The following is an 18,753-nucleotide window of genomic DNA, read 5'->3' on the forward strand; positions in this document are numbered from 1 at the left end:
TTCGGGTCAGACCGGATCTTGCCAGACCGGTTCGCGTCGTTCAACGAAGGCGCGTGGGCCCTCATCCTGATCCGGGTGCCCCCATATGCTCACCAGATGCTGCGAGCCGAGCCGGCATGCATCGGTGAGGCCGAGCTCGAGTGCCGACCAGAGCGCCTTTTTCGTTGCGCGCATTGCGGCGGGGGAGTTCTTAGCGATTTTCTCCGCCAGCGCCTGGGCCTCATCGCGAAGTTGCTCCGGTGGGTCCACGATCTGGCTGATCATTCCGAGCTCATACGCGCGCTGTGCAGATATCCGCTCATGTCGACCCAGGAGCGCCATGCGCATCACGGCCTCGAATGGGATCTGGCGTGCCAGTCCGATTGTTTCGACGGCCGTCACCTGTCCGACGGAGACGTGCGGATCCCCGAACTGGGCGTCGGATGCGGCGATGACGATGTCAGCGTCGGCCACGAAGTGGAGCCCGGCCCCCACGCACAGGCCGTTCACAGCGGTGATGACCGGTTTGCTAACGTTCTGATGCCAGGAGGAGAAATGCAAGTCGAAGCTCAGCATGTCGCGCTCGAATCTCTCCATCCCGGCATCTGCGACCTCGCTCACGTCGGCTCCAGCATGGAAGGCGCGACCATTTCCGGTATGCACGATGACGCGAACCTTCGGATCGCGGTCAAGTTCTAGCCAGGCATCCGCCATCTCATCCCGCTGTTTCGCGTTCTGTGCGTTCAGTACCTCCGGTCGGTTGTTGATCAACCACCCGACGTGGCCATGCCGCTCGATGATGAGAGTTTCGTACGTCATCCCGATTCCTCCTCGGTAATCGTGCTATTCCAGTTTGGACTCGACGAACGTCGAAAGGCATTCCACATGAGAGTCGGCCGACCCGAGCAGTTTCGCACTAGTCTTGGCGCGCTTGTAAAAGATGTGCGCATCATGTTCCCAGGTGAAGCCGATGCCCCCGTGGAGCTGGATCGTCTGTGCAGCCGCGAATTCGAATGCTTCGGATGCCGTGAGCGCGGCGATCCGCGCGACGGATGCGCTGTCGGCATCGCCATCGCTGACCGCGCGCAGAGCGGCGTACGCAGCAGACCGCGCGGACTCGACTTGGATCAGCATGTCGGCCAGACGCTGCTTGATCGCCTGGAAGGATCCGATCGCGCGGCCGAACTGGAATCGCGTCTTCACATACTCGACTGTCATGTCTAGGCAGCGCTGTGCACCACCGACTTGCTCGGCGGCCAATAGCGCGCGGGACACGGCCGTGGCTGCCTCGATCGCGGAGGAGCTGTCCCCGGTGCCGATCCGTCTCGCAACCGCGCCGTCGAGGGTGACGGTCGCCATTTTCCTGGTCTGATCGAGGGTGACGAGGGGCTCCGTGGTGGCTCCTGCGCCCTCATCGATGAGATAGACACCGAACCCGGAGGCGTCTCGTGCGACGACCAGCACAACATCTGCCGTAGCGCCGTCCACGACGAAGTTCTTTTGTCCCGACAGTCGCCACTTGTCACCATCGCGCACCGCGGTGGTCGCTACGGACGACAGTTCCCAAACGCCATCTGCTTCGGCGAGGGCGACGGTGGCCGTGCGCCTGCCGCTGATGAGGTCAGGGCCGAGCTCGCTGAGCACGTCTGCATCTTCGAGCGCCTGCAGGAGCGGGACGGAAAGCGCTGCTGTCGCGAATAGCGGTAAGCATGCCGCGGCGTACCCGGCCTCCTCTATCGCATAACCGAGTTCGTGGTGCGACAGCTCTGAGCCGCCGTAGTCGGCGGCGAGCGGGATGCCGACCAGCTCCAGATCACGCTCGATCTTGAGCCACTCCTCGCGGGAGAAGCCCTCTTGCGTGGCCATGAGATCGCGGACGTGTGCCAGCGATTTGCCCGAACCGGCGATTGCGGCTCTGATACTCGCTCGGAAGTCGGCGACGTCCGTTGCGGAAAGTTCTGTAATCACTCACGCTCTCCTATCTGTCAGTATTATCATTATACTACTAGCAGATCGGAAGGAGATAAACATGTCCGTGAACACGATCGAGTTGCATCGTGAGGGGCCGGTCGGCTGGCTCATCTTCAATCGGCCGGATGCGGGAAACGCGATGAATGCCGACATGATGACTGCGCTTCCACTCGCCTGGCGGGAGTTGGACGAGGATCCTGCGGTGCGTTGCATCGTCGTCACCGGTCGGGGGCGCGCCTTCCAAACAGGTCTTGATGTCGTCGCTCTCGCCCACGATCCGAAATCCCTGAGCGAGTCTGCACGGCGAACGCGCGCCGCGGCGCTGCAGCTTACCGGGTGGCATCTCGGGGTGAGGACCCCTGTCGTCACTGCCGTCAACGGTGTCTGCGCCGGTGGCGGACTTCACTTCGTTGTCGACTCAGATATCGCCATCGCCTCGGAGAAGGCGAGCTTCGTCGACCCGCATGTGTCGGTCGGTCAGGCCTCATCCTGGGAAGCGATCGGCCTGATGCGCAGGATCCCTGCCACGGTCGCTTCGAGGATGGCCCTTATCGGCGCCCACGAACGTGTCAGCGCGCAGCGCGCATATGAAAGCGGTCTCGTCAGCGAACTGGTCGTAGCCGAGCGACTGCAGGAACGAGCACAGGAGCTTGCCGAGCAGGTAGCCGATCAGCCACCATCTGAGGCGCAGGCAATAAAGGCCCGACTGTGGGCAACCATGGAATTAGGGCGACGATCCATCCATCCAACAGCGTCGTTTGGCGACGCTCACCTTGAGGAGAAACCATGACGAGTGCGCCACCACAACTTGCTGAGGCCTACGGTCCGGCAACGACACCAGAAGAGGCCGGGTTGGCTGCCCGTGAGTGGGTGCGAGCCTCTCTGCCCGCGGCTTGGCGCGAGGCGGGCGAGCGCGGTGGTCCCGCTGCGGTGCGCCAGTTGCGCACGCCCGATGAGTACCGCGCCTGGTACCCGAAGTTCAGCTCCTCCGGACTGGTCGCTCCGACTTGGGCCGTCGAACACGGCGGACTTGGCTGGTCCACGGCCGCCGCTCGTTCTGCCGAGCGCGAGCTCGCACCTTATCACCTGCCGCGCCTGAATCCCCTGGGGCTGAATCTTGCTGCCCCGGCACTGTTCGCCTACGGCTCGGAGGACCAGCGTCGTCGGTTCCTTCCCCCGATCGTGCAGGCGAGCGAAGTGTGGTGTCAATTGTTCAGCGAGCCGGGCGCGGGTAGTGATCTGGCGTCGTTGAGCACGCGTGCCGAACGCGACGGTGACGACTGGGTAATCACAGGTCAGAAGATCTGGACGACTTGGGCTGATCAGGCAGACTTCGCCGTACTATTAGCGCGCACCGACGCGGACGCTCCCAAACATCAGGGCATCACCTACTTCCTCATCGACATGCATCAGGATGCCGTCGAGGCGAGGCCTCTTCGCCATATGGGTGGGGAGACGGAGTTCTTTCAGGTGTTCATCGACGGCGCACGCGTTCCCGACTCCCAACGGGTCGGTGAGATTGGCAACGGCTGGCGAGTCGCCCAGGCAACGCTTGGCGGCGAGCGGCAGATGGTAGCCGGCACAGGATCCGGCGGGGTGGATCGCGTCGGCGGCGGAAGCGCACTGAATCTCGTGCGCCTGGCTCGGCGCAGGGATAAGAAGGGATTATCCGGCGGTTGGCAGGATCCGGTGGTGCGGTCGTCCATCGTTCGACTGTGGTGTGAGGAGCGCACCAGACAGTGGACGAACCAGCGTGTGCGTGAGCAGCTTGCGCAGAAGGTCTCGCCCGGCCCGGAAAGCTCCATCGGCAAGGTGCACGGGTCCGATTTGAACCAGCGGATCCAGAGCGCGGCCGCCGGGTTGCTCGGAATGGATGGCCTGGCCTGGGCAGGATCCCCTGACATTGACGCGGACTACGCAGCGACGATGCCCCGCGAGGTCATGGGGATGCTGCGCAGTCGGGCGAACACGATCGAGGGCGGAACGTCCGAGGTGAACAAGAACGTGCTGGCCGAACGAGTGCTCGGGCTTCCCAAGGAGCCGGATCCCTTCAAGGGCATGCCCTGGCGCGATTTGCCGCGAGGGTGACTTTGGGCGCAGCAGCGGTCAATCAGGTTCATCATTGGTATGATGAAGCTGATTGCCATCGAAGGAGGAGCATGATGTCCGGTCCAGAGTCGCTCGATGATGAGCAGGATCTCCGTTTGGTTGTGTCCGAGCGAACGGAGGTGGCCGCCGGCGTCATGGCACTGACCCTCCGATCGGCCGACGGAGCCGATCTGCCAATGTGGAATCCTGGGTCCCACATCGACGTGCACCTTGGTAAAGACCTTGTGCGACAGTACTCTCTGAGCGGAGACCCAACCGATCGTTCAGCGTGGCAGATTGCCGTACTCCGCGAGCCGCAGGGGCGCGGAGGGTCGGCTCATATGCACGATCAGGTGGAGGTTGGGACGATATTGGCCGCGCGGGGACCGAGAAATCACTTCACGCTCGAGCCAGCCGACTCCTATGTCTTCATCGCCGGAGGCATTGGCATCACGCCGATACTCCCAATGGTTCGTGAGGCTCAACAGCGCGGCGCGTCGTGGCGCCTCTACTACGGTGGACGAAACCTCGATTCGATGGGGTTCCGGAATGACCTGGAAGCCTATGGCGACCGAGTGAAAATCCTTCCCCAGGACACTACCGGGTTCCTAGATCTTCCGACGATCCTCGACTCCGCGAGCGGTGCCACCGTTTACTGTTGTGGTCCAACATCTCTGCTGACCGCGGTGGAGGAGCGGGCAGCTGAGCGCGATCTTGAGCTGCACACGGAGCACTTCCGGCCCAAAGAGATCGATGAATCGCCGAACACCTCGATCGAGGTGTATCTCGAGATGTCGGACATCACCCTCGTTGTTCCCCCGGACCGCTCGATCCTCGAACTAGTCGAAGAGGCCGGAATAGATGTCATCAGCTCGTGCCGAGAAGGCACGTGTGGTTCCTGCGAGACGCCCGTTCTCTCTGGCGCACCGGATCACCGTGACTCGCTGCTGTCTCCGAGCATCTGTGACGCGATGATGATCTGTGTTTCACGGTCGAAGACGCCTCGAATCGTCCTTGATCTTTGAGTGCAGGTGGAGCGACGAATAGAACCGTCCTCTAGCGATAAAAATGCATAGATATTAATGGTTGTTATCTATTAACTGATAGCCTATGCTTTAGTGCTAGGCCACAATGACGGGTCGCCCTCCTGTCGTTGGCGACGAGAGGAACGGTCATGAGAATGCCCACACACGATGCACGTCGACGAGGTATTGCTGGTATCGCCGCGACAGCGGCTGCAATGCTGCTTCTGACGAGTTGCAGTGGCGGAGAAGCGCCGGAGGCGATGCCTGTCGCCGATGGTTGGGATGCTGTGATCGCAGCAGCCGAGCAGGAGGGCTCTGTGATGCTGTATTCGAACATGGATCCGGCCGTGCTCGATCAGATCCAAGTCCTCTTCAACGAGAAGTACCCGAACGTCACGATGGAGTACAGCTTCGGCCTCACCAGCGCGGTCCAGCCGAAGATCGAGGCCGAAGCGCAGACGGGCAATGGTGTCGGGGACGTGCTCGTGCAGAGCGATCCGATCTGGGTGGGCAACAACCCTGATTACTTCGTTGAGGCAGTCGGCCCATCCTTCGACAACCCTGACTACGATCGCGAGGCATACTTCAGTGATGGGGTGAGTTTCGGTGTCGCCAACTCCATTGTGGGCTTCGCGTGGAATACGGATCAGATTCCTGAGGGACTCACCGACTACGACGATCTCATCGACCCGAAACTGCAAGGACGGATCGGGGTTATGCGCCCGACCGGCGCTGTCGTCTCCGACTACTACAAGTTCCTCCAAGACACCTATGGTGAGGACTATTTGGAGAAACTGGGCGAACTCGGCGCGCGCATCTACCCGACATCAATCGCCATCAGTCAGGCGATCGCATCCGGGGAGATCTGGGCGACGCCTTACTCGCAACCGCTGCAGGCCCAGAAGGCGGCAGGAGCGCCGATCGACTGGTCGACCGCCAACAATGCGTGGGGAGGCCAATACACGGGTCAGGTGCTGGCGAGCGCGCCTAACCCGAATGCGGCTCAGCTGCTAGCGGACTTCCTTGTGTCGCCGGAAGCACAGGCCGAGATCGTGATGTTCGCGCTCCCGGTACTCCCTGGTATCCCGGATGTCGCCGCGGACCCGGAGGAGATCCAGCTAGGCGATGCCAGCGCATGGACACCCGCGGAGGTTGAGGAATACATCAAGCGCTGGGACGGCTGGTTCTCCTGAGGATCGCCCTGAAGCACGAGCGGAGAAGACAAGTTGAGCGACGTACTTATCGAGAAGCTGGTCAAGCGATACGGCGGCAACGACAGCCCTGCGGTGGTGAACGCGCTCGACCTGCATGTGCGAGAAGGTGAGCTGCTGGTTCTGCTTGGACCCAGCGGCTGCGGGAAGACGACGACGTTGCGCTGCATCGCTGGGCTCGAAGAGCCCAGTAGCGGAGCGATCGAGTTCGAGGGTAGGCCACTCTTCGATCGCTCCGCGGGCATCGACATTCCTCCCGAGCGTCGGCGAATCGGCATGGTCTTCCAGAGTTATGCGCTCTGGCCACACCTGACCGTGGGTGGCAACATCGGTTATCCGCTCAAGATGCAGAAGGTCCCGCGCCAGCAGGCCAAACAGCAAATTCAAGACACTGCGGCACTCGTGGGATGCGAGCACCTACTTGATCGCTATCCAGCCCAGTTGAGTGGTGGACAGCAGCAGCGTATCGCCCTCGCGCGCGCCCTGGTGGCGCAGCCGCGCCTCATCCTTTTCGACGAGCCACTGAGCAACCTCGATGCGCGCCTGCGAGATCGCGTGCGTTCGGAGATCCACCAACTGCACAGCCGCCTGGGGTTCACCGGAGTTTTCGTGACGCATGATCAGTCGGAGGCCTTCGCCTTGGCTGACCGCATCGCGATCATGCGTGAAGGGCGCATCGAGCAGATCGATGATCCCCAAGTCGTGTTTAGTTCCCCGGCGTCAGAGTACGTCGCAGAGTTCATCGGAATGTCGAATCGACTCGAGCTGGAGGGAACCGAGGCCGGATGGATGGTGGGCGGAACGCGATTCGAGTTGCCCGTCGGGATTGATCCCCCGCGGGATTCCGTTCTGGTATGTCGTATGTGGCCAGAGGGCCTGCGGTTCGTGCCGCCTGATTCGCCTTCCCGATACGGCGAGGCCATCGTCGCCGGATCAGTGGCAGAAGTCGGGTTCGGGGGACATCACTACGACGTCGTCGTCCAGGTGGGTGCCACGCAGCTGCAGATTCGCACTCCTGCCGGTGGGATCATACCCACGCCCGGCGATGCTGTTATGGTCGGAATCGACCATGCATCAGCCCGGTACTTCGTTGGCGATGAGCCCATTGCTATACCGGTGCACGCATGAGGAGCATCGCCGTTCGTCTGGGGTCACGCAAAGCTCGGCAGTATGGGCTTGCGCTCGTTTTCCTCGCGGTGCTCGTCTATCTCGTGGTCGTTCCACTGTTCCACATACAGTCGCTTGCGTTGCGCGACGGGGCCGCCGGATACCGGTCGGCGCTCATGACCGATGGCTTCGGAGAGGTGATACTCAACACCATTTACCTCTCGGTGGGATCTGTCGTCATCGCGATGGTGCTCGGAACCGCGCTCGCACTTGCCGCCGATCGTTTGCCGAGTCGGGCGGCGTTCATTCGTGCGATCCCTGTTCTACCGCTGGTATTGCCAGCCATTGCAAATGTCATCGGGTGGCAGTTCCTCTTGTCGCCCGGCCCCGGGTACTTGAATGCCGTCCTTCGAATGCTTCCTTGGTGGTCCGGGCTGGAAGAAGGCCCCGTCAACGTCTACTCCGTCACCTGGATCGTCATTATCACGGGGTTCGGCCTTACATCGTTCGTCTACCTGTTCGTCTCCTCTGGGCTAAGCAATATCAACGCCGACCATCTCGAAGCGGCACGGATGAGCGGTAGCTCTCCCGGGTCAGTCTTCCTGCGCGTGACTTTGCCGCAACTGCGGCCGTCGCTCGTGTATGCCGCAGGAGTGACCTTTCTGTTGGGGATGGGCCAATTTACGGCACCGCTCATCCTCGGCACGAACTCGGGTGTTCGCGTCATTACGACCGAGATCTACCGACGCACAGCGGAGTCGCCCGTTGACTTTGCCGCCGCCGCTGCGCTCGGATCTCCGCTCGTGCTGATCGGCTTGCTGCTCGTCGTTGCGCAGCGCCGAGCTATCGGTGATGAATCTCGCTTCATCACACACGGAGGTAAGGGCTTCGTTGCCACCTCACGCCGCTCAGGGGGAGCGCGAGTGTTCATCCTCATCTACGGGATCGTTGCGCTTCTCATCCCATTGACCGGGTTGCTCTTTGTGTCGCTGTCTCCGTACTGGAGTGCCGACATCTCCGCAGTGAGGCTGAGCTTCGACAACTTCCTCGACGCGTTCTCGCGGCCCACCTTTCTCGACGCGATCTGGAATAGCATCGTGCTTTCTGCAGTCGCTATGCTTATCGCGACTGTAGGTGGCTATATCGCTGCCTGCATCATGCTGCAGTCTCGGATGCGCGTGATCCGCTGGATCACCGATGCCGTGATTTCGCTGCCACTGGGAATTCCGGCCGTGATTTTTGGCGTCGGGTTCCTTTTCACCTATACCCAGCCACCCTTCGTTCTCTACGGGACGCCCGTCGTGATCGTTCTTGTTTATGCGACGCTCATGTTCCCGTTCGCCGTACGGATGTTGTTGACTGGCATGATGGCGCTCGGTCCCGCCTACGCTGAGGCGTCCCGAATGAGCGGGGCGGGAGTGCTGCGCACCCACCTTAAGATCGTTATCCCCCTCATTCGGACGAGCCTGGCCGGTGCGGCGGTGCTGATGTTCATCCTTCTGACACACGAGTTCGCCGCGTCATTGCTGGTCCGATCCGCGAAGACGCAGGTGATGGGAACGATCCTCTACGACTACTGGGCGAGTGGTGCATACCCACTCGTTGCTGCCGTGGCGCTCATCATGACCGGTGTTACCGCACTTGGCGTCGTACTGGCACTTGCTGTCGGTGGCCGAAACGCGCTATCGCGACTTTAAGCGACCGTGCGGTGACCATCGCCGGACATGTTCGAGAAGTCATTTTTGCGACTTTGTCATATCAAGATCATGATAGTTATGATTACAATAATATTGTTAGGAACGGCAGGGTCGACGACGATCCTGCGGCCTCCCCAACGGAAGAAGGACGCCATGAACGTAGTGCGAGACCGATCGGTATGCGGTCGGTGGTGGAAGGCCGGTGCGCTGGCTGTGGCCGCTGCACTAGCGCTCACTGCATGCACCGGCACTGATCCAGTCGTAGACTCCCCCTCCGCGGAGGGACCTTCTGAGCCGGTTTCGGGGGGCACTCTGCGGTTCGTTCAGACCAATGAGGCGCGCTCTCTCGACCCCGCGGCGTTTAACAACGCGCAGTCGCTTCAGGGCGCGATCGGCAATGCGCTCTACGGCTCGCTCGTGACGAACGACCTCGAGACTTACGAGATCGAGTACTCGATGGCAGAGTCGATGGAGTCGGCGGATGGCGGTGCCACTTGGATCCTCAAGCTCCGCCCGGGTCTGGTCTTCTCCGATGGCACGCCACTCACCGCGGAAGACGTGAAGTTCAACTGGGAGCGCCTCGCCGATCCCGCTACCGGCGCTGTGCACAGTGACTTCGCGGAACAGATCGCCGACATCCAGGCAGCGGATGATCACACACTGACGTTCGGACTTACGACGCCGCAGGCGAACTTCCCCCAGTCGCTGACCTACTCGTCGTTGAACTGGATCGCCTCGCCCGACGCGCTGGAACTTGGCCCCGAAGAGTTCGACAAGAACCCGATCGGCGCCGGACCTTTCACGCTTGAGAGCTGGCAACGCGGCGGCACGATGGAGTTGGTGCGCAACGACCAATACTTCGACGACCCTCGCCCCTATCTCGACGGCATCACCATCACGACAGTGGGAGACGCCAACCAGCGGATCGACACTCTCATCGCGGGTGGCGCAGACTTGATCCTTGCGTCCAACGCGGTCACCAACGCCCAAGCAGTGGCTGCAGGCATGGTCCTTACCGAGGTGCCACTCGCTGGCGGGCGCACGCTCATGCTCAACTCCGACCAGGCGCCGTTCGACGACCCGCGGGCGCGTGAAGCACTCGCTAAGGCAATCGACGTCAACGTCGTGAATGAGGCTATCAACGAGGGGCTCGGCCAGCCCGTCACCTCTCTGTTCCAGGAGACGTCCCCGTTGTACACGGGCCAGACGCTCACGGAATACGACCCGGAGCGAGCACAAGAACTCTTCGACGAGCTCGCCGCCGACGGCAAGCCCACTTCGTTCGCGATCAGCGCAGGGGCCACAAACGGCATGTGGTCAGAAGCAGTGCAGATGCAGCTGGCTACCTATGACAACGTCGATGTTTCAATGGCCGTGGCCGACGCGACGACAACCTATATGTCTATGCTCAAGGGTGACTACCAGGCTGTGACGTCGGGAGTGATCTTCGGAGAACCCACGAGCCAAACGTGGCGGTGGTTGCACTCTGCATCGACCTGGTATCAGGGTGGTGTCGACGATGCTGAGATGGACGCCGCGCTCGACGCCTCGCTCGCGACGGATGATCCTGATGAGCGCAGAGCTGCTTTTGAAATCATCCAAGAGCGTCTGGCGGCTGTGAACTCCATTATCTTTATCGATCGACAGGTCTACGATCTGATTGCGGCGCCTAACGTGGGTGGGGTGGATGCGTACGCACTAGGTTCTGCAATCATGGATGGGCTCTGGATCGCCCCTTAGATGGCGGAGCTGGGCTGAAGAAGAAGGGGACGTGATCTGCGCAGGCAGGCCACGTCCCCTTGCATCAGCTGGACTCATTCCTGCGCGCGACCTTGCCACTGCAGCGGGGACGCGTTCGCGTCGACATCGATCGCTGCATAGTAGGTCGGCGTGATCTGATCCCTTGCGATGATGTGAGACTTGAAGCCCGCACGTGCAGCGGGTGTCGTCTGCCGGACTTGACCGATGAGCTCCGTCGTCTTGTCCGCGAGTTCCGCGTGCGGCACCACGAAATTGACCAACCCCCAGCCCAGCGCCATTTCGGCGCTGACCATCTCGCCTGTATAGACGAGGTAGTTGATGTGTGCGCGCGAGATCCGTGGGGACAGGAATTCTGGGCCCCACGCCTCGAACGCGCCGGAGCGTGCTTCCGGGAGCCCGAACCGAGCCTGTTCCGACGCCACGACCAGATCCGTGCAGGCCATGATCGACATGGCGCCGCCCAGGCAGGTGCCGTTGACCATCGCGATCGTCGTCTTCGGGGACAGGCGGATCGTGTCGAATGGCAGGTTGTCTTCGTAGACATGAAGGCGGGAGCGATCCTGCGTGGCATAGATGCCCACGCTCTCGTTCAAGTCTCCCCCAACGGAGAAGTCCGGGTCGACCCCTGTCACGACGATCACGTCCACGTCGTCGTCGTAGCGCGCTATTCGGAAGGCCTGACGCAAATCCGAGTACATCCGGGTGGTCATCGCGTTGCGCTTCTCGGGGCGCATGATCGTGATCCATGCCGCGCCATCTCGTACTTCGTACTGGACGTGATCTTCTTCGAGTTCCACGGTGCCTCCACTTGTCAATTAGCTTTAACATTGTATAGTTAACCATTATCAGGCCGGGCGACGTTGCTCGAACTCGTCATCCGAACTGCAATGGCCGCAGCGATTTCGCAGTGGTCGTGACATCCGATCGTCAGAGGGGTACACGAGTTCAATGGCTGAGGAAATGATTGCTCCCGCACTGGATGGAATCCGCGTCATCGACCTCACGCAGTTCGAGTCCGGCACGTCATGCACCGAGACGCTCGCTTGGCTCGGCGCCGAGGTCATCAAAGTCGAGGCGCCCGTTACGGGTGAACAGGGTAGATTCGCTTCGGTCACGCAGGAGGGCGTCGATTCGTTCTACTTTCAGGTCCTCAATGCCAACAAGAAGAGCGTCACGCTGAACCTCAAGTCCGAACAAGGACGGGCTCTGCTCGAAGAACTGGTGCGAGACGCGGATGTCTTCGTGGAGAACTTCAAGCCCGGGGGTATCGAGCGGCTCGGCCTGGGCTATGAGAGCCTGCGTGAGATCAACCCGAGGCTCGTCTATGCACAGATCAAAGGCTTCACGCCAGAGGGGCGCTTCGGCGACTACCTTGCATTCGACACGATCGCTCAGGCGACCGGGGGCGCTATCGGCACGACCGGGAATCCGGATGGGCCGCCGGTTAAACCATCCACTACGGTCGGCGACACTGGGGCCGGTCTGCACATGGTGATCGGCATCCTCGCCGCACTCTTGCAGCGCCAGAGTACGGGCCTCGGTCAGCGGGTGCAGGTCTCGATGCAGGACGTAGTGATGAACTTCATCCGGGTCGCCTTCGCTCGGCAGGCAGAGACAGGCGAGGCCGCCGAACGGTTCGGCAACAGCAACCAGCTCGGCGGCTCGTCTGCACCGTGCGGGCTGTTCCCTTGTGCGCCCGGAGGTGATCATGATTACGTGTTCGTCTACACCAGTCGCGCGGGCAACCAGCAATGGCAGGCACTCCTGAGCGCCATCGGCCGTTCGGATCTGCGTGACGACCCGCGCTATGCAACGCCGGAGTTACGCGCGCAGCACGAGCAGGAGGTCAACGAGATGCTTTCCGCTTGGACGCGTGAACGAACCAAGCACGAGGCGATGGAGATCCTCGGTTCGGCGTCAGTGCCGGCTGGTGCAGTCATGAGCACGATGGATCTGTCCCAGGACCCTGACCTGCGACGCAGCGGTGCGATCGTCGATATCGAGCATCCGAAGAGCGGACGCCTGACCATGCCCGGGTGGCCGGTGCGGATGGAGCGATCCCATGTCCCGGTGACGCGTTCCCCTCTCCTCGGCGAGCATAATGCAGAGGTGCTTGGCACTCTGCTCGGTCTGTCCGAAAATGCACGCCGTGAACTTGAGCGTGACAATGTCACCTGAGCTCACCGCTGCTGCTACCGCTGCTCCCGTGCTCAGGGGGCGACGCTATGGTTCCCCACTGCTGCTAGCCATTCTCAAGCGCATCGGTCGAGCGATCCTGGTCATCCTTGGTGTGACTGTCTCCGTCGTGGTCCTGCTCGATATGCTGCCGGGTTCGGTCGTGGATGTGATCCTCGGCGACGGTGCGACACCTGAATCGGTGGCAGTGCTGGAAGAGCAACTCGGATTGAACCTGCCAATCTGGGACCGATACGGTCATTGGCTTGTCGCTGCAGTGCAGGGTGACCTCGGCTCCTCCATGCTGACCCATCAGCCTGTTCTTGATGCGATCGTCAGTCGGCTACCGGTGACGCTGGAACTCGCCGTCCTCGCCCTGCTCATTGCCCTGCTGCTGGCTGTGCCGATGGCGATCGTGTCGGCGTCACGGCAAGGAGGCCTGATCGATCGGGTCATGAACGCTACTGCGATGGGTGCGTTGTCGATTCCCGCTTTCGTGTCCGCCCCGATTCTGCTCTACTTCCTTGCGATGCAGCTCGGGTGGTTCCCTGTGACCGGATGGGAGCCGCTGTCGGCCGGCCTCGGTGCCAACCTGCAGACAGCGTTGCTTCCCGCCTTCGCGATTGCGCTGCCGGAGATGGCGGTGTTCTATCGGATGCTACGTTCAGACTTGGCCACCACGTTGCAGGAGGACTACATCGGAGCTGCTCGCGCGAAGGGCATGCCGGCTGCGTATGTGATGGTGCGGCACGCGTTGCGGCCGTCGTCCTTCTCCCTGATCACTGTGATCGGTGTGAATCTCGGACGGCTGTTGGGCGGAACGGTGATCGTGGAGACGCTGTTTGCCCTGCCGGGGTTGGGCAGCCTGGTGATATCAGCCATCAATTCGAGAGATGTCGTGACGGTCCAGGGGATCGTGGTCTTCGTTGCCGTTGCCTACGTCTTGATCAACACTCTGGTGGACCTCAGTTACGGCTTCCTGGACCCGCGAGTGCGAAAGGCGGCGCGTGCATGACTGTCACACAGGATGAACGGGCCCGGCAGAATTCTCCGGTACGTCTAGCGGGCGTGGGGACTGACTCTCCGTTGGTCGCACCGTTGCGACGTCGGCGGGAGTGGCTCGCATACGCTGCGATGACTTGGCTCCTGCTGATCATGCTCGCAGCGGTCCTGTTCCCACTGCTGCCGATCGCAGGGTACGAGACTGTCGTCGGCCCGCCTCGTACCCCGCCGAGCCTCACGCAGGGGATTGACCTCGTTCTCGGCACGGATGGTTTCGGCCGGTCAAATCTGTCTCGATGCCTCGCCGGCGCTCGTGTGTCCTTGCTCGTCGGGCTTGTGGCGGGCCTCGCCGGGTTCATCGTCGGTGGCCTGCTCGGCGCGATCGCCGCCTACTATCGGCGGGCGACTGACGCGGTGATCTCGTTGATTGCCGACATTATCCTCGCATTTCCTCCACTCATTCTGCTCCTCGCATTGTCGGCGATTCGGGAGCAGAGTTTGGACACCCTTCTGGTGGGTCTGTCCGTGATCTCCGTGCCAGCATTCTTGAGACTCGCGCGCGCCAATACGTTCGCGTGGTCGTCGCGGGAGTTCGTGTTGGCAGCCCGGAACATGGGCGCGTCGTCCTCCCGGATCCTTTTCCGTGAGATCAGCCCCAACGTCTTACCCTCGCTGGCCGTATACCTCCCCATCGTGATCGCGACTCTCATCGTCGCTGAAGGGTCGCTGAGCTTCCTGGGGCTTGGTGTCCCGCCACCCACACCCAGCTGGGGAGGGATGATCGCCGCAGGGAAGAGCTCGATCGCGACGGCTCCGTATCTGGTATTCGTGCCTGCCGTGTTCGTCTTTCTCACGGTGTTCTCTCTCAATCAGGCGGGGGACGCCCTGCGACGGAGGTTCGACCCGTCTGGCCGCCTGTGAACCACTGCCCGAACAGAAAGGACTGAACGTGACTGAGCAACCGTTACTTCACGTCGAGGACCTTCGCGTCCACATCGCGACATCTCACGGCGCGGTCCGTGCCGTGGAACGAGTTGGACTGACCATCGGTGCCAGCGAATCAATGGGAATCGTGGGGGAGTCAGGTTCCGGCAAATCCGTCATGGCGCGAGCGATCATGGGTATTCTGCCCCCGAACAGCGAAGTGGCCGGCTCGATACTCTTCCGCGGGCAGGATCTGGTCGGAATGCGCCGTCGGGAACTCGAAGCGCTGTGGGGACGTCAGATCTCGATGGTCTTCCAAGACCCGGGGCGCTCGCTGAATCCTGTCGTGCGGATCGAGAGGCAGTTGACGGAGGGGATGCGACGCCACCTCGGCTTCAGTCGTTCTCGGGCGCGGGAGCGGGCCGTGGAGCTGTTGAGTGAAGTCGGGGTGTCCGATCCCGAGCGCCGGCTCCGGGTCTACCCACACCAACTGTCGGGCGGAATGCGACAACGAGTGATGATCGCCATCGCCTTGGCGTGCGAACCTGATCTCCTCATCGCCGACGAGCCGACAACCGCGCTGGACGTCACCATCCAGCGCCAGATCCTCGATCTGCTGCGACGTATCCAACGCGAACGTCAGATGTCGCTCATGCTGATCAGCCACGATCTGGCCGTCGTTGCTGGCAGGACCGATCGCGTCGGCGTTATGTACGCGGGTCGATTGGCCGAGGCGGGAAGCACGCGCACTGTGTTCGCCGCGCCGCAGCATCGCTACACCGAGGCACTGTTGGAAGCGGTTCCCCGTACCGAAGACGCGCCTCACACACGTCTACGGGTCATTCCCGGGGGTTTGCCCGACCCGACGAACCCGCCACACGGATGCCGGTTCGCCGCGCGATGCCGTTATGCAGACGAGATTTGCCGAGAACCCGTTGAACTGGTCAGCGTCGGCAGGGATCATGAGGTCGCTTGCGTGCACCCTGCTCCGACGCCAACGTATGCAGAAGCTGAGGTGCGCAGTGCCTGATGAGATTCTGGACGAGCCGGTAGATCAGGCGACGGTGCAGGTGGATGATGTTCTCCTTAGCGTTCGCGACCTTGTCGTGGAGTACTCGACGCCGGGCGGTGTCGTGCAAGCGGTGTCCGGCGTCTCGTTCGACGTACATGCAGGGGAGACCCTCGGTGTGGTCGGAGAATCCGGTTGTGGCAAGTCGACCATGGGCCGTGCCGTGCTGAGACTGGAGGAGATCACGTCCGGATCCGTTAGGTTCGCTGGGGAATCGATCGACTCCGCGAGTCGATCGACGCTGCGGTCGCTGCGGAAGCGGATGCAGATGATCTTTCAAGACCCGATCGCTTCGCTGAACCCGAGGCGACAGGTTCGTGAGATCGTGGTAGAAGGCCTGAAAGTGTCTCGATCACCGGCCGGACACCACGCCGAAGTGGCCGCGCGCGTCCTCGCCGAAGTGGGGCTCGCAGACGAGCGCTACGCTTCCTCGCTTCCTCGCTCCTTGTCCGGAGGGCAGGCGCAACGTGTGGCGATCGCTCGAGCTCTGGCACTGCGTCCGCAGCTGCTGGTGTGCGATGAACCCGTCTCGGCACTCGATGTGTCCGTCCAGGCGCAGATCCTCAATCTTCTCGAAGACATCAAGGCTGAGCACAACCTCACCATGATCTTCATTGCCCACGACCTCGGCGTCGTGCGCAATGTGAGCGACCGAATTATGGTGATGTACCTCGGCACAATCTGCGAGGTCGGCGAACCCGAGGAACTATATGAGGCGCCTCTGCACCCGTACACGCGCGCTCTTCTTGACTCGGTGCCGCTTCCCGACCCCGACCAGGCCTTCGCAGGACCATCGCTCGCCGGTGACGTGCCCTCCCCTCTCGCCCCCCCGACAGGATGCCGCTTCCGCACGCGTTGCCCACATGCGCAAGCGCTGTGCGCACTGGAGCAGCCCGCGCTTCGCGAAGTGGCGTCTGGCCGCGCGGTGGCCTGTCATTTCCCCCTTGCTGCACTGGAAATCCCGGTTGCCGCGGGCGATCAGAAAGGTGCCACGACGTGATCGATGCCACGGTGGTCAGCGCCCTCGAGCTTTACAGCACTCCGACCATTCTCAACGGACTGAAGCGGCTGGGGGTCGACACTGCACAGCTGCGCACTCTGGACCGTCGAGCGGTGCAGTGCACGGCCCCCGATCTGGGGCCGCGCGCCGGGGTTGCGGTCACGAGAATTGTGTCCACACGCCGGAGCGGACCTGCCCCCGATGCCCAGCGTTCCGCGGAACTGGATGCGCGAAGCGCGGCCACTGCTCGTTCAATCGTGGCGCCGAAGTTCGCCGTGGTCCAGAATATCGGCGAGTGGCAGGGGCCGGTGTGCATTTGGGGCGAGGTCATGGCACATATCAATGTCGCGCTCGGCTACAGAGCGGGAGTCACTAACGGCCCCGTGCGTGATATCCCTGAGATGCGCGGCGCCGACTTCCTGACCTTTTCCGGAGGAATAGATGTCGGTGGAGGATACGTAGATAACGTCGACGTCGACGTCGACGTCGCAATTGGCGGTGTGATCATCTCGCCGGGAGACCTCCTGCACGGCGACATGCACGGCGTCGTGCGCATTCCTGCCGAGCACGCCCGTGATCTGCCGGCGGCGATCGCCGCCCATGGGGAACTGGAGGCGCGAGTGATGGCCGCCACCCGGACTGAGAGCTTCCGTCTGGAGGATGTCACGCGTGCATACGCGTCATCTCTACGGCCTGAGGCCGACCCCGATACCGTCTCGAAGGAGATCAGGACCACATGATATCGACCGATCACTCTCTCGAGGGCGCGACAGTTCAGACTGCGACGGGCAGCGTCCCCGCGGGTTCGCTGGGCTTCATCCTGCCGCATGAACATCTGCTCTGGGCCGACACTGGCTGGCAGTACGACACCTTCTCGTACTCGACAGCCGAGGAACGGCTGGAGACCATCGTCGGGGATCTGCGGGCGCTGGCCGCCGTCGGCGTGAAAACCATTGTGGATCCGACGCCGGCCGAGATGGGCCGGGACGTGAGCCTGATGGCCGAGGTGTCCGCACGCAGCGGCGTGAATGTCGTGTTCGCCACCGGGCTGTACTGTCGGCGCCCAACTGCCTACTTCTCGCAGCGCACCAGTGCGGAGCTCGCCGACTTCTTCGGCACCGAGCTGACGCACGGCGTGGGCCCGGGTGCCGCGAGACCCGGCATCATCAAGCTCGCGATCGAATCCACAGACTTCACGGACCATGAGCGAGCGTGCATGATCGCCGCCGCATCTGTGCACCGGCAGCTCGATGTCCCGATCCTCGTGCACTGCCAGCCATGGGTCGGCCCCGATGTACTCCGCCTGCTGGTGGATGAGCACGGCGTGGACGGATCGGCGATCGTCATTGGTCATGCGGAGGGAGTCTTTGACCTCAGCCATCACGTGCAGGTCGTCGAGGAGTACGGTGCTTCTCTGGGGTTCGACCGTTATGGTCTGACGGCCTTGGGGGTGCGAGACTCGATTCGAACGGCGCAGGTCGTCGCGCTGTGCGCGATGGGCTACGCCGGACGGATCCAACTCGCCCACGACTACGCGTTCGCCACCGTCGGCCACGGCGCCGAGAGACTGGCGGAACGGCGAGCAGAGGAGACCGCTTGGAAGCCGACACGGGTTCCGCTGGAGGTCGTGCCCGAGTTGTCCGCCGCTGGCGTGAGCACAGCGGACATTAATCTGATGACCAGGGTGGGGCCGGCCCGCTGGCTTGCCCGCAGGATGTGACGGACTCAGTGAACGCGTCGACGG

17 protein-coding genes are annotated in these 18,753 nt (G+C 62.2%); 14 read left to right on the top strand and 3 right to left on the bottom strand.

Annotated features, from left to right (window positions below; all coding sequences use genetic code 11):
* Positions 1-6: 6 nt before the first annotated feature.
* Together ACW5CM_RS01730 and ACW5CM_RS01735 are read right to left on the bottom strand one after the other, a co-directional pair.
* On the bottom strand, positions 7-798 hold the full coding sequence (locus ACW5CM_RS01730; RefSeq protein ID WP_457123954.1) for an enoyl-CoA hydratase/isomerase family protein: 792 nt from the start codon (positions 796-798) through the stop codon (positions 7-9).
* Between the two features lie 24 nt (positions 799-822).
* Complete coding sequence (locus ACW5CM_RS01735; protein WP_457123955.1) at positions 823-1,947, bottom strand: acyl-CoA dehydrogenase family protein; 1,125 nt, start codon at positions 1,945-1,947, stop codon at positions 823-825.
* Between the two features lie 61 nt (positions 1,948-2,008).
* On the opposite strand from ACW5CM_RS01735, the gene ACW5CM_RS01740 reads away from it, so the two are divergent.
* The 7 genes from ACW5CM_RS01740 to ACW5CM_RS01770 all read left to right on the top strand — a co-directional run bounded on the left by ACW5CM_RS01740 (position 2,009) and on the right by ACW5CM_RS01770 (position 10,818).
* A complete protein-coding gene (locus tag ACW5CM_RS01740) occupies positions 2,009-2,740 on the top strand; it encodes an enoyl-CoA hydratase/isomerase family protein (protein WP_457123956.1) in 732 nt (243 codons plus the stop codon).
* Positions 2,737-4,038, top strand: coding sequence for an acyl-CoA dehydrogenase family protein (locus ACW5CM_RS01745; protein WP_457123957.1), 1,302 nt, complete (start codon positions 2,737-2,739; stop codon positions 4,036-4,038). Before ACW5CM_RS01740 ends, ACW5CM_RS01745 begins: the two co-directional genes overlap by 4 nt.
* A gap of 74 nt (positions 4,039-4,112) precedes the next feature.
* Positions 4,113-5,063 carry a PDR/VanB family oxidoreductase gene (locus tag ACW5CM_RS01750; RefSeq protein ID WP_457123958.1) on the top strand — a complete coding sequence of 317 codons (951 nt, stop codon included), beginning with the start codon at positions 4,113-4,115 and terminating at the stop codon, positions 5,061-5,063.
* A gap of 149 nt (positions 5,064-5,212) precedes the next feature.
* Complete coding sequence (locus ACW5CM_RS01755; protein ID WP_457123959.1) at positions 5,213-6,256, top strand: ABC transporter substrate-binding protein; 1,044 nt, start codon at positions 5,213-5,215, stop codon at positions 6,254-6,256.
* Positions 6,257-6,289: 33 nt separating this feature from the next.
* A complete protein-coding gene (locus tag ACW5CM_RS01760) occupies positions 6,290-7,402 on the top strand; it encodes an ABC transporter ATP-binding protein (RefSeq protein WP_457123960.1) in 1,113 nt (370 codons plus the stop codon).
* Positions 7,399-9,078 carry an ABC transporter permease gene (locus tag ACW5CM_RS01765; protein ID WP_457123961.1) on the top strand — a complete coding sequence of 560 codons (1,680 nt, stop codon included), beginning with the start codon at positions 7,399-7,401 and terminating at the stop codon, positions 9,076-9,078. Before ACW5CM_RS01760 ends, ACW5CM_RS01765 begins: the two co-directional genes overlap by 4 nt.
* A gap of 153 nt (positions 9,079-9,231) precedes the next feature.
* The gene (locus ACW5CM_RS01770) at positions 9,232-10,818 is read left to right on the top strand and encodes an ABC transporter substrate-binding protein (protein WP_457123962.1); all 1,587 of its coding nucleotides are present in this window, start codon (positions 9,232-9,234) and stop codon (positions 10,816-10,818) included.
* A gap of 74 nt (positions 10,819-10,892) precedes the next feature.
* Here ACW5CM_RS01770 and ACW5CM_RS01775 read toward each other — a convergent pair whose 3' ends face one another.
* Entirely contained in the window at positions 10,893-11,636 is a 744-nt protein-coding gene (locus tag ACW5CM_RS01775; RefSeq protein WP_457123963.1) for an enoyl-CoA hydratase/isomerase family protein, read from the bottom strand.
* 151 nt (positions 11,637-11,787) lie between these two features.
* Between ACW5CM_RS01775 and ACW5CM_RS01780 the strand changes: the two genes are divergently transcribed.
* Genes ACW5CM_RS01780 through ACW5CM_RS01810 form a run of 7 tightly spaced genes read left to right on the top strand, consistent with a single transcriptional unit; the run spans position 11,788 to position 18,729 of the window.
* Complete coding sequence (locus ACW5CM_RS01780) at positions 11,788-13,017, top strand: CaiB/BaiF CoA transferase family protein (protein WP_457123964.1); 1,230 nt, start codon at positions 11,788-11,790, stop codon at positions 13,015-13,017.
* A complete protein-coding gene (locus tag ACW5CM_RS01785; protein WP_457124109.1) occupies positions 13,007-14,029 on the top strand; it encodes an ABC transporter permease in 1,023 nt (340 codons plus the stop codon). Before ACW5CM_RS01780 ends, ACW5CM_RS01785 begins: the two co-directional genes overlap by 11 nt.
* The gene (locus ACW5CM_RS01790) at positions 14,026-14,937 is read left to right on the top strand and encodes an ABC transporter permease (RefSeq protein ID WP_457123965.1); all 912 of its coding nucleotides are present in this window, start codon (positions 14,026-14,028) and stop codon (positions 14,935-14,937) included. Before ACW5CM_RS01785 ends, ACW5CM_RS01790 begins: the two co-directional genes overlap by 4 nt.
* Before the next feature lie 28 nt (positions 14,938-14,965).
* Complete coding sequence (locus ACW5CM_RS01795; protein ID WP_457123966.1) at positions 14,966-15,970, top strand: ABC transporter ATP-binding protein; 1,005 nt, start codon at positions 14,966-14,968, stop codon at positions 15,968-15,970.
* Positions 15,963-17,009 carry an ABC transporter ATP-binding protein gene (locus tag ACW5CM_RS01800; RefSeq protein ID WP_457123967.1) on the top strand — a complete coding sequence of 349 codons (1,047 nt, stop codon included), beginning with the start codon at positions 15,963-15,965 and terminating at the stop codon, positions 17,007-17,009. Before ACW5CM_RS01795 ends, ACW5CM_RS01800 begins: the two co-directional genes overlap by 8 nt.
* Entirely contained in the window at positions 17,006-17,749 is a 744-nt protein-coding gene (locus ACW5CM_RS01805) for an RraA family protein (RefSeq protein WP_457123968.1), read from the top strand. The genes ACW5CM_RS01800 and ACW5CM_RS01805 overlap by 4 nt, the downstream gene beginning before the upstream one ends.
* Positions 17,746-18,729, top strand: a complete 984-nt coding sequence (locus ACW5CM_RS01810) for a phosphotriesterase family protein (protein WP_457123969.1) — start codon at positions 17,746-17,748, stop codon at positions 18,727-18,729. Before ACW5CM_RS01805 ends, ACW5CM_RS01810 begins: the two co-directional genes overlap by 4 nt.
* The last annotated feature ends 24 nt before the right edge of the window (positions 18,730-18,753 follow it).

The organism is Microbacterium wangyouchuni, from assembly GCF_054072595.1.

What these genes read in the sequence shown, in the direction of transcription:
- ACW5CM_RS01730 (WP_457123954.1), bottom strand. Translation starts at nt 798, where the DNA reads ATGACGTACGAAACTCTCATCATCGAGCGGCATGGCCACGTCGGGTGG.
- ACW5CM_RS01740 (WP_457123956.1), top strand. Translation starts at nt 2,009, where the DNA reads ATGTCCGTGAACACGATCGAGTTGCATCGTGAGGGGCCGGTCGGCTGG.
- ACW5CM_RS01745 (WP_457123957.1), top strand. Translation starts at nt 2,737, where the DNA reads ATGACGAGTGCGCCACCACAACTTGCTGAGGCCTACGGTCCGGCAACG.
- ACW5CM_RS01750 (WP_457123958.1), top strand. Translation starts at nt 4,113, where the DNA reads ATGTCCGGTCCAGAGTCGCTCGATGATGAGCAGGATCTCCGTTTGGTT.
- ACW5CM_RS01755 (WP_457123959.1), top strand. Translation starts at nt 5,213, where the DNA reads ATGAGAATGCCCACACACGATGCACGTCGACGAGGTATTGCTGGTATC.
- ACW5CM_RS01765 (WP_457123961.1), top strand. Translation starts at nt 7,399, where the DNA reads ATGAGGAGCATCGCCGTTCGTCTGGGGTCACGCAAAGCTCGGCAGTAT.
- ACW5CM_RS01770 (WP_457123962.1), top strand. Translation starts at nt 9,232, where the DNA reads ATGAACGTAGTGCGAGACCGATCGGTATGCGGTCGGTGGTGGAAGGCC.
- ACW5CM_RS01780 (WP_457123964.1), top strand. Translation starts at nt 11,788, where the DNA reads ATGGCTGAGGAAATGATTGCTCCCGCACTGGATGGAATCCGCGTCATC.
- ACW5CM_RS01785 (WP_457124109.1), top strand. Translation starts at nt 13,007, where the DNA reads ATGTCACCTGAGCTCACCGCTGCTGCTACCGCTGCTCCCGTGCTCAGG.
- ACW5CM_RS01790 (WP_457123965.1), top strand. Translation starts at nt 14,026, where the DNA reads ATGACTGTCACACAGGATGAACGGGCCCGGCAGAATTCTCCGGTACGT.
- ACW5CM_RS01810 (WP_457123969.1), top strand. Translation starts at nt 17,746, where the DNA reads ATGATATCGACCGATCACTCTCTCGAGGGCGCGACAGTTCAGACTGCG.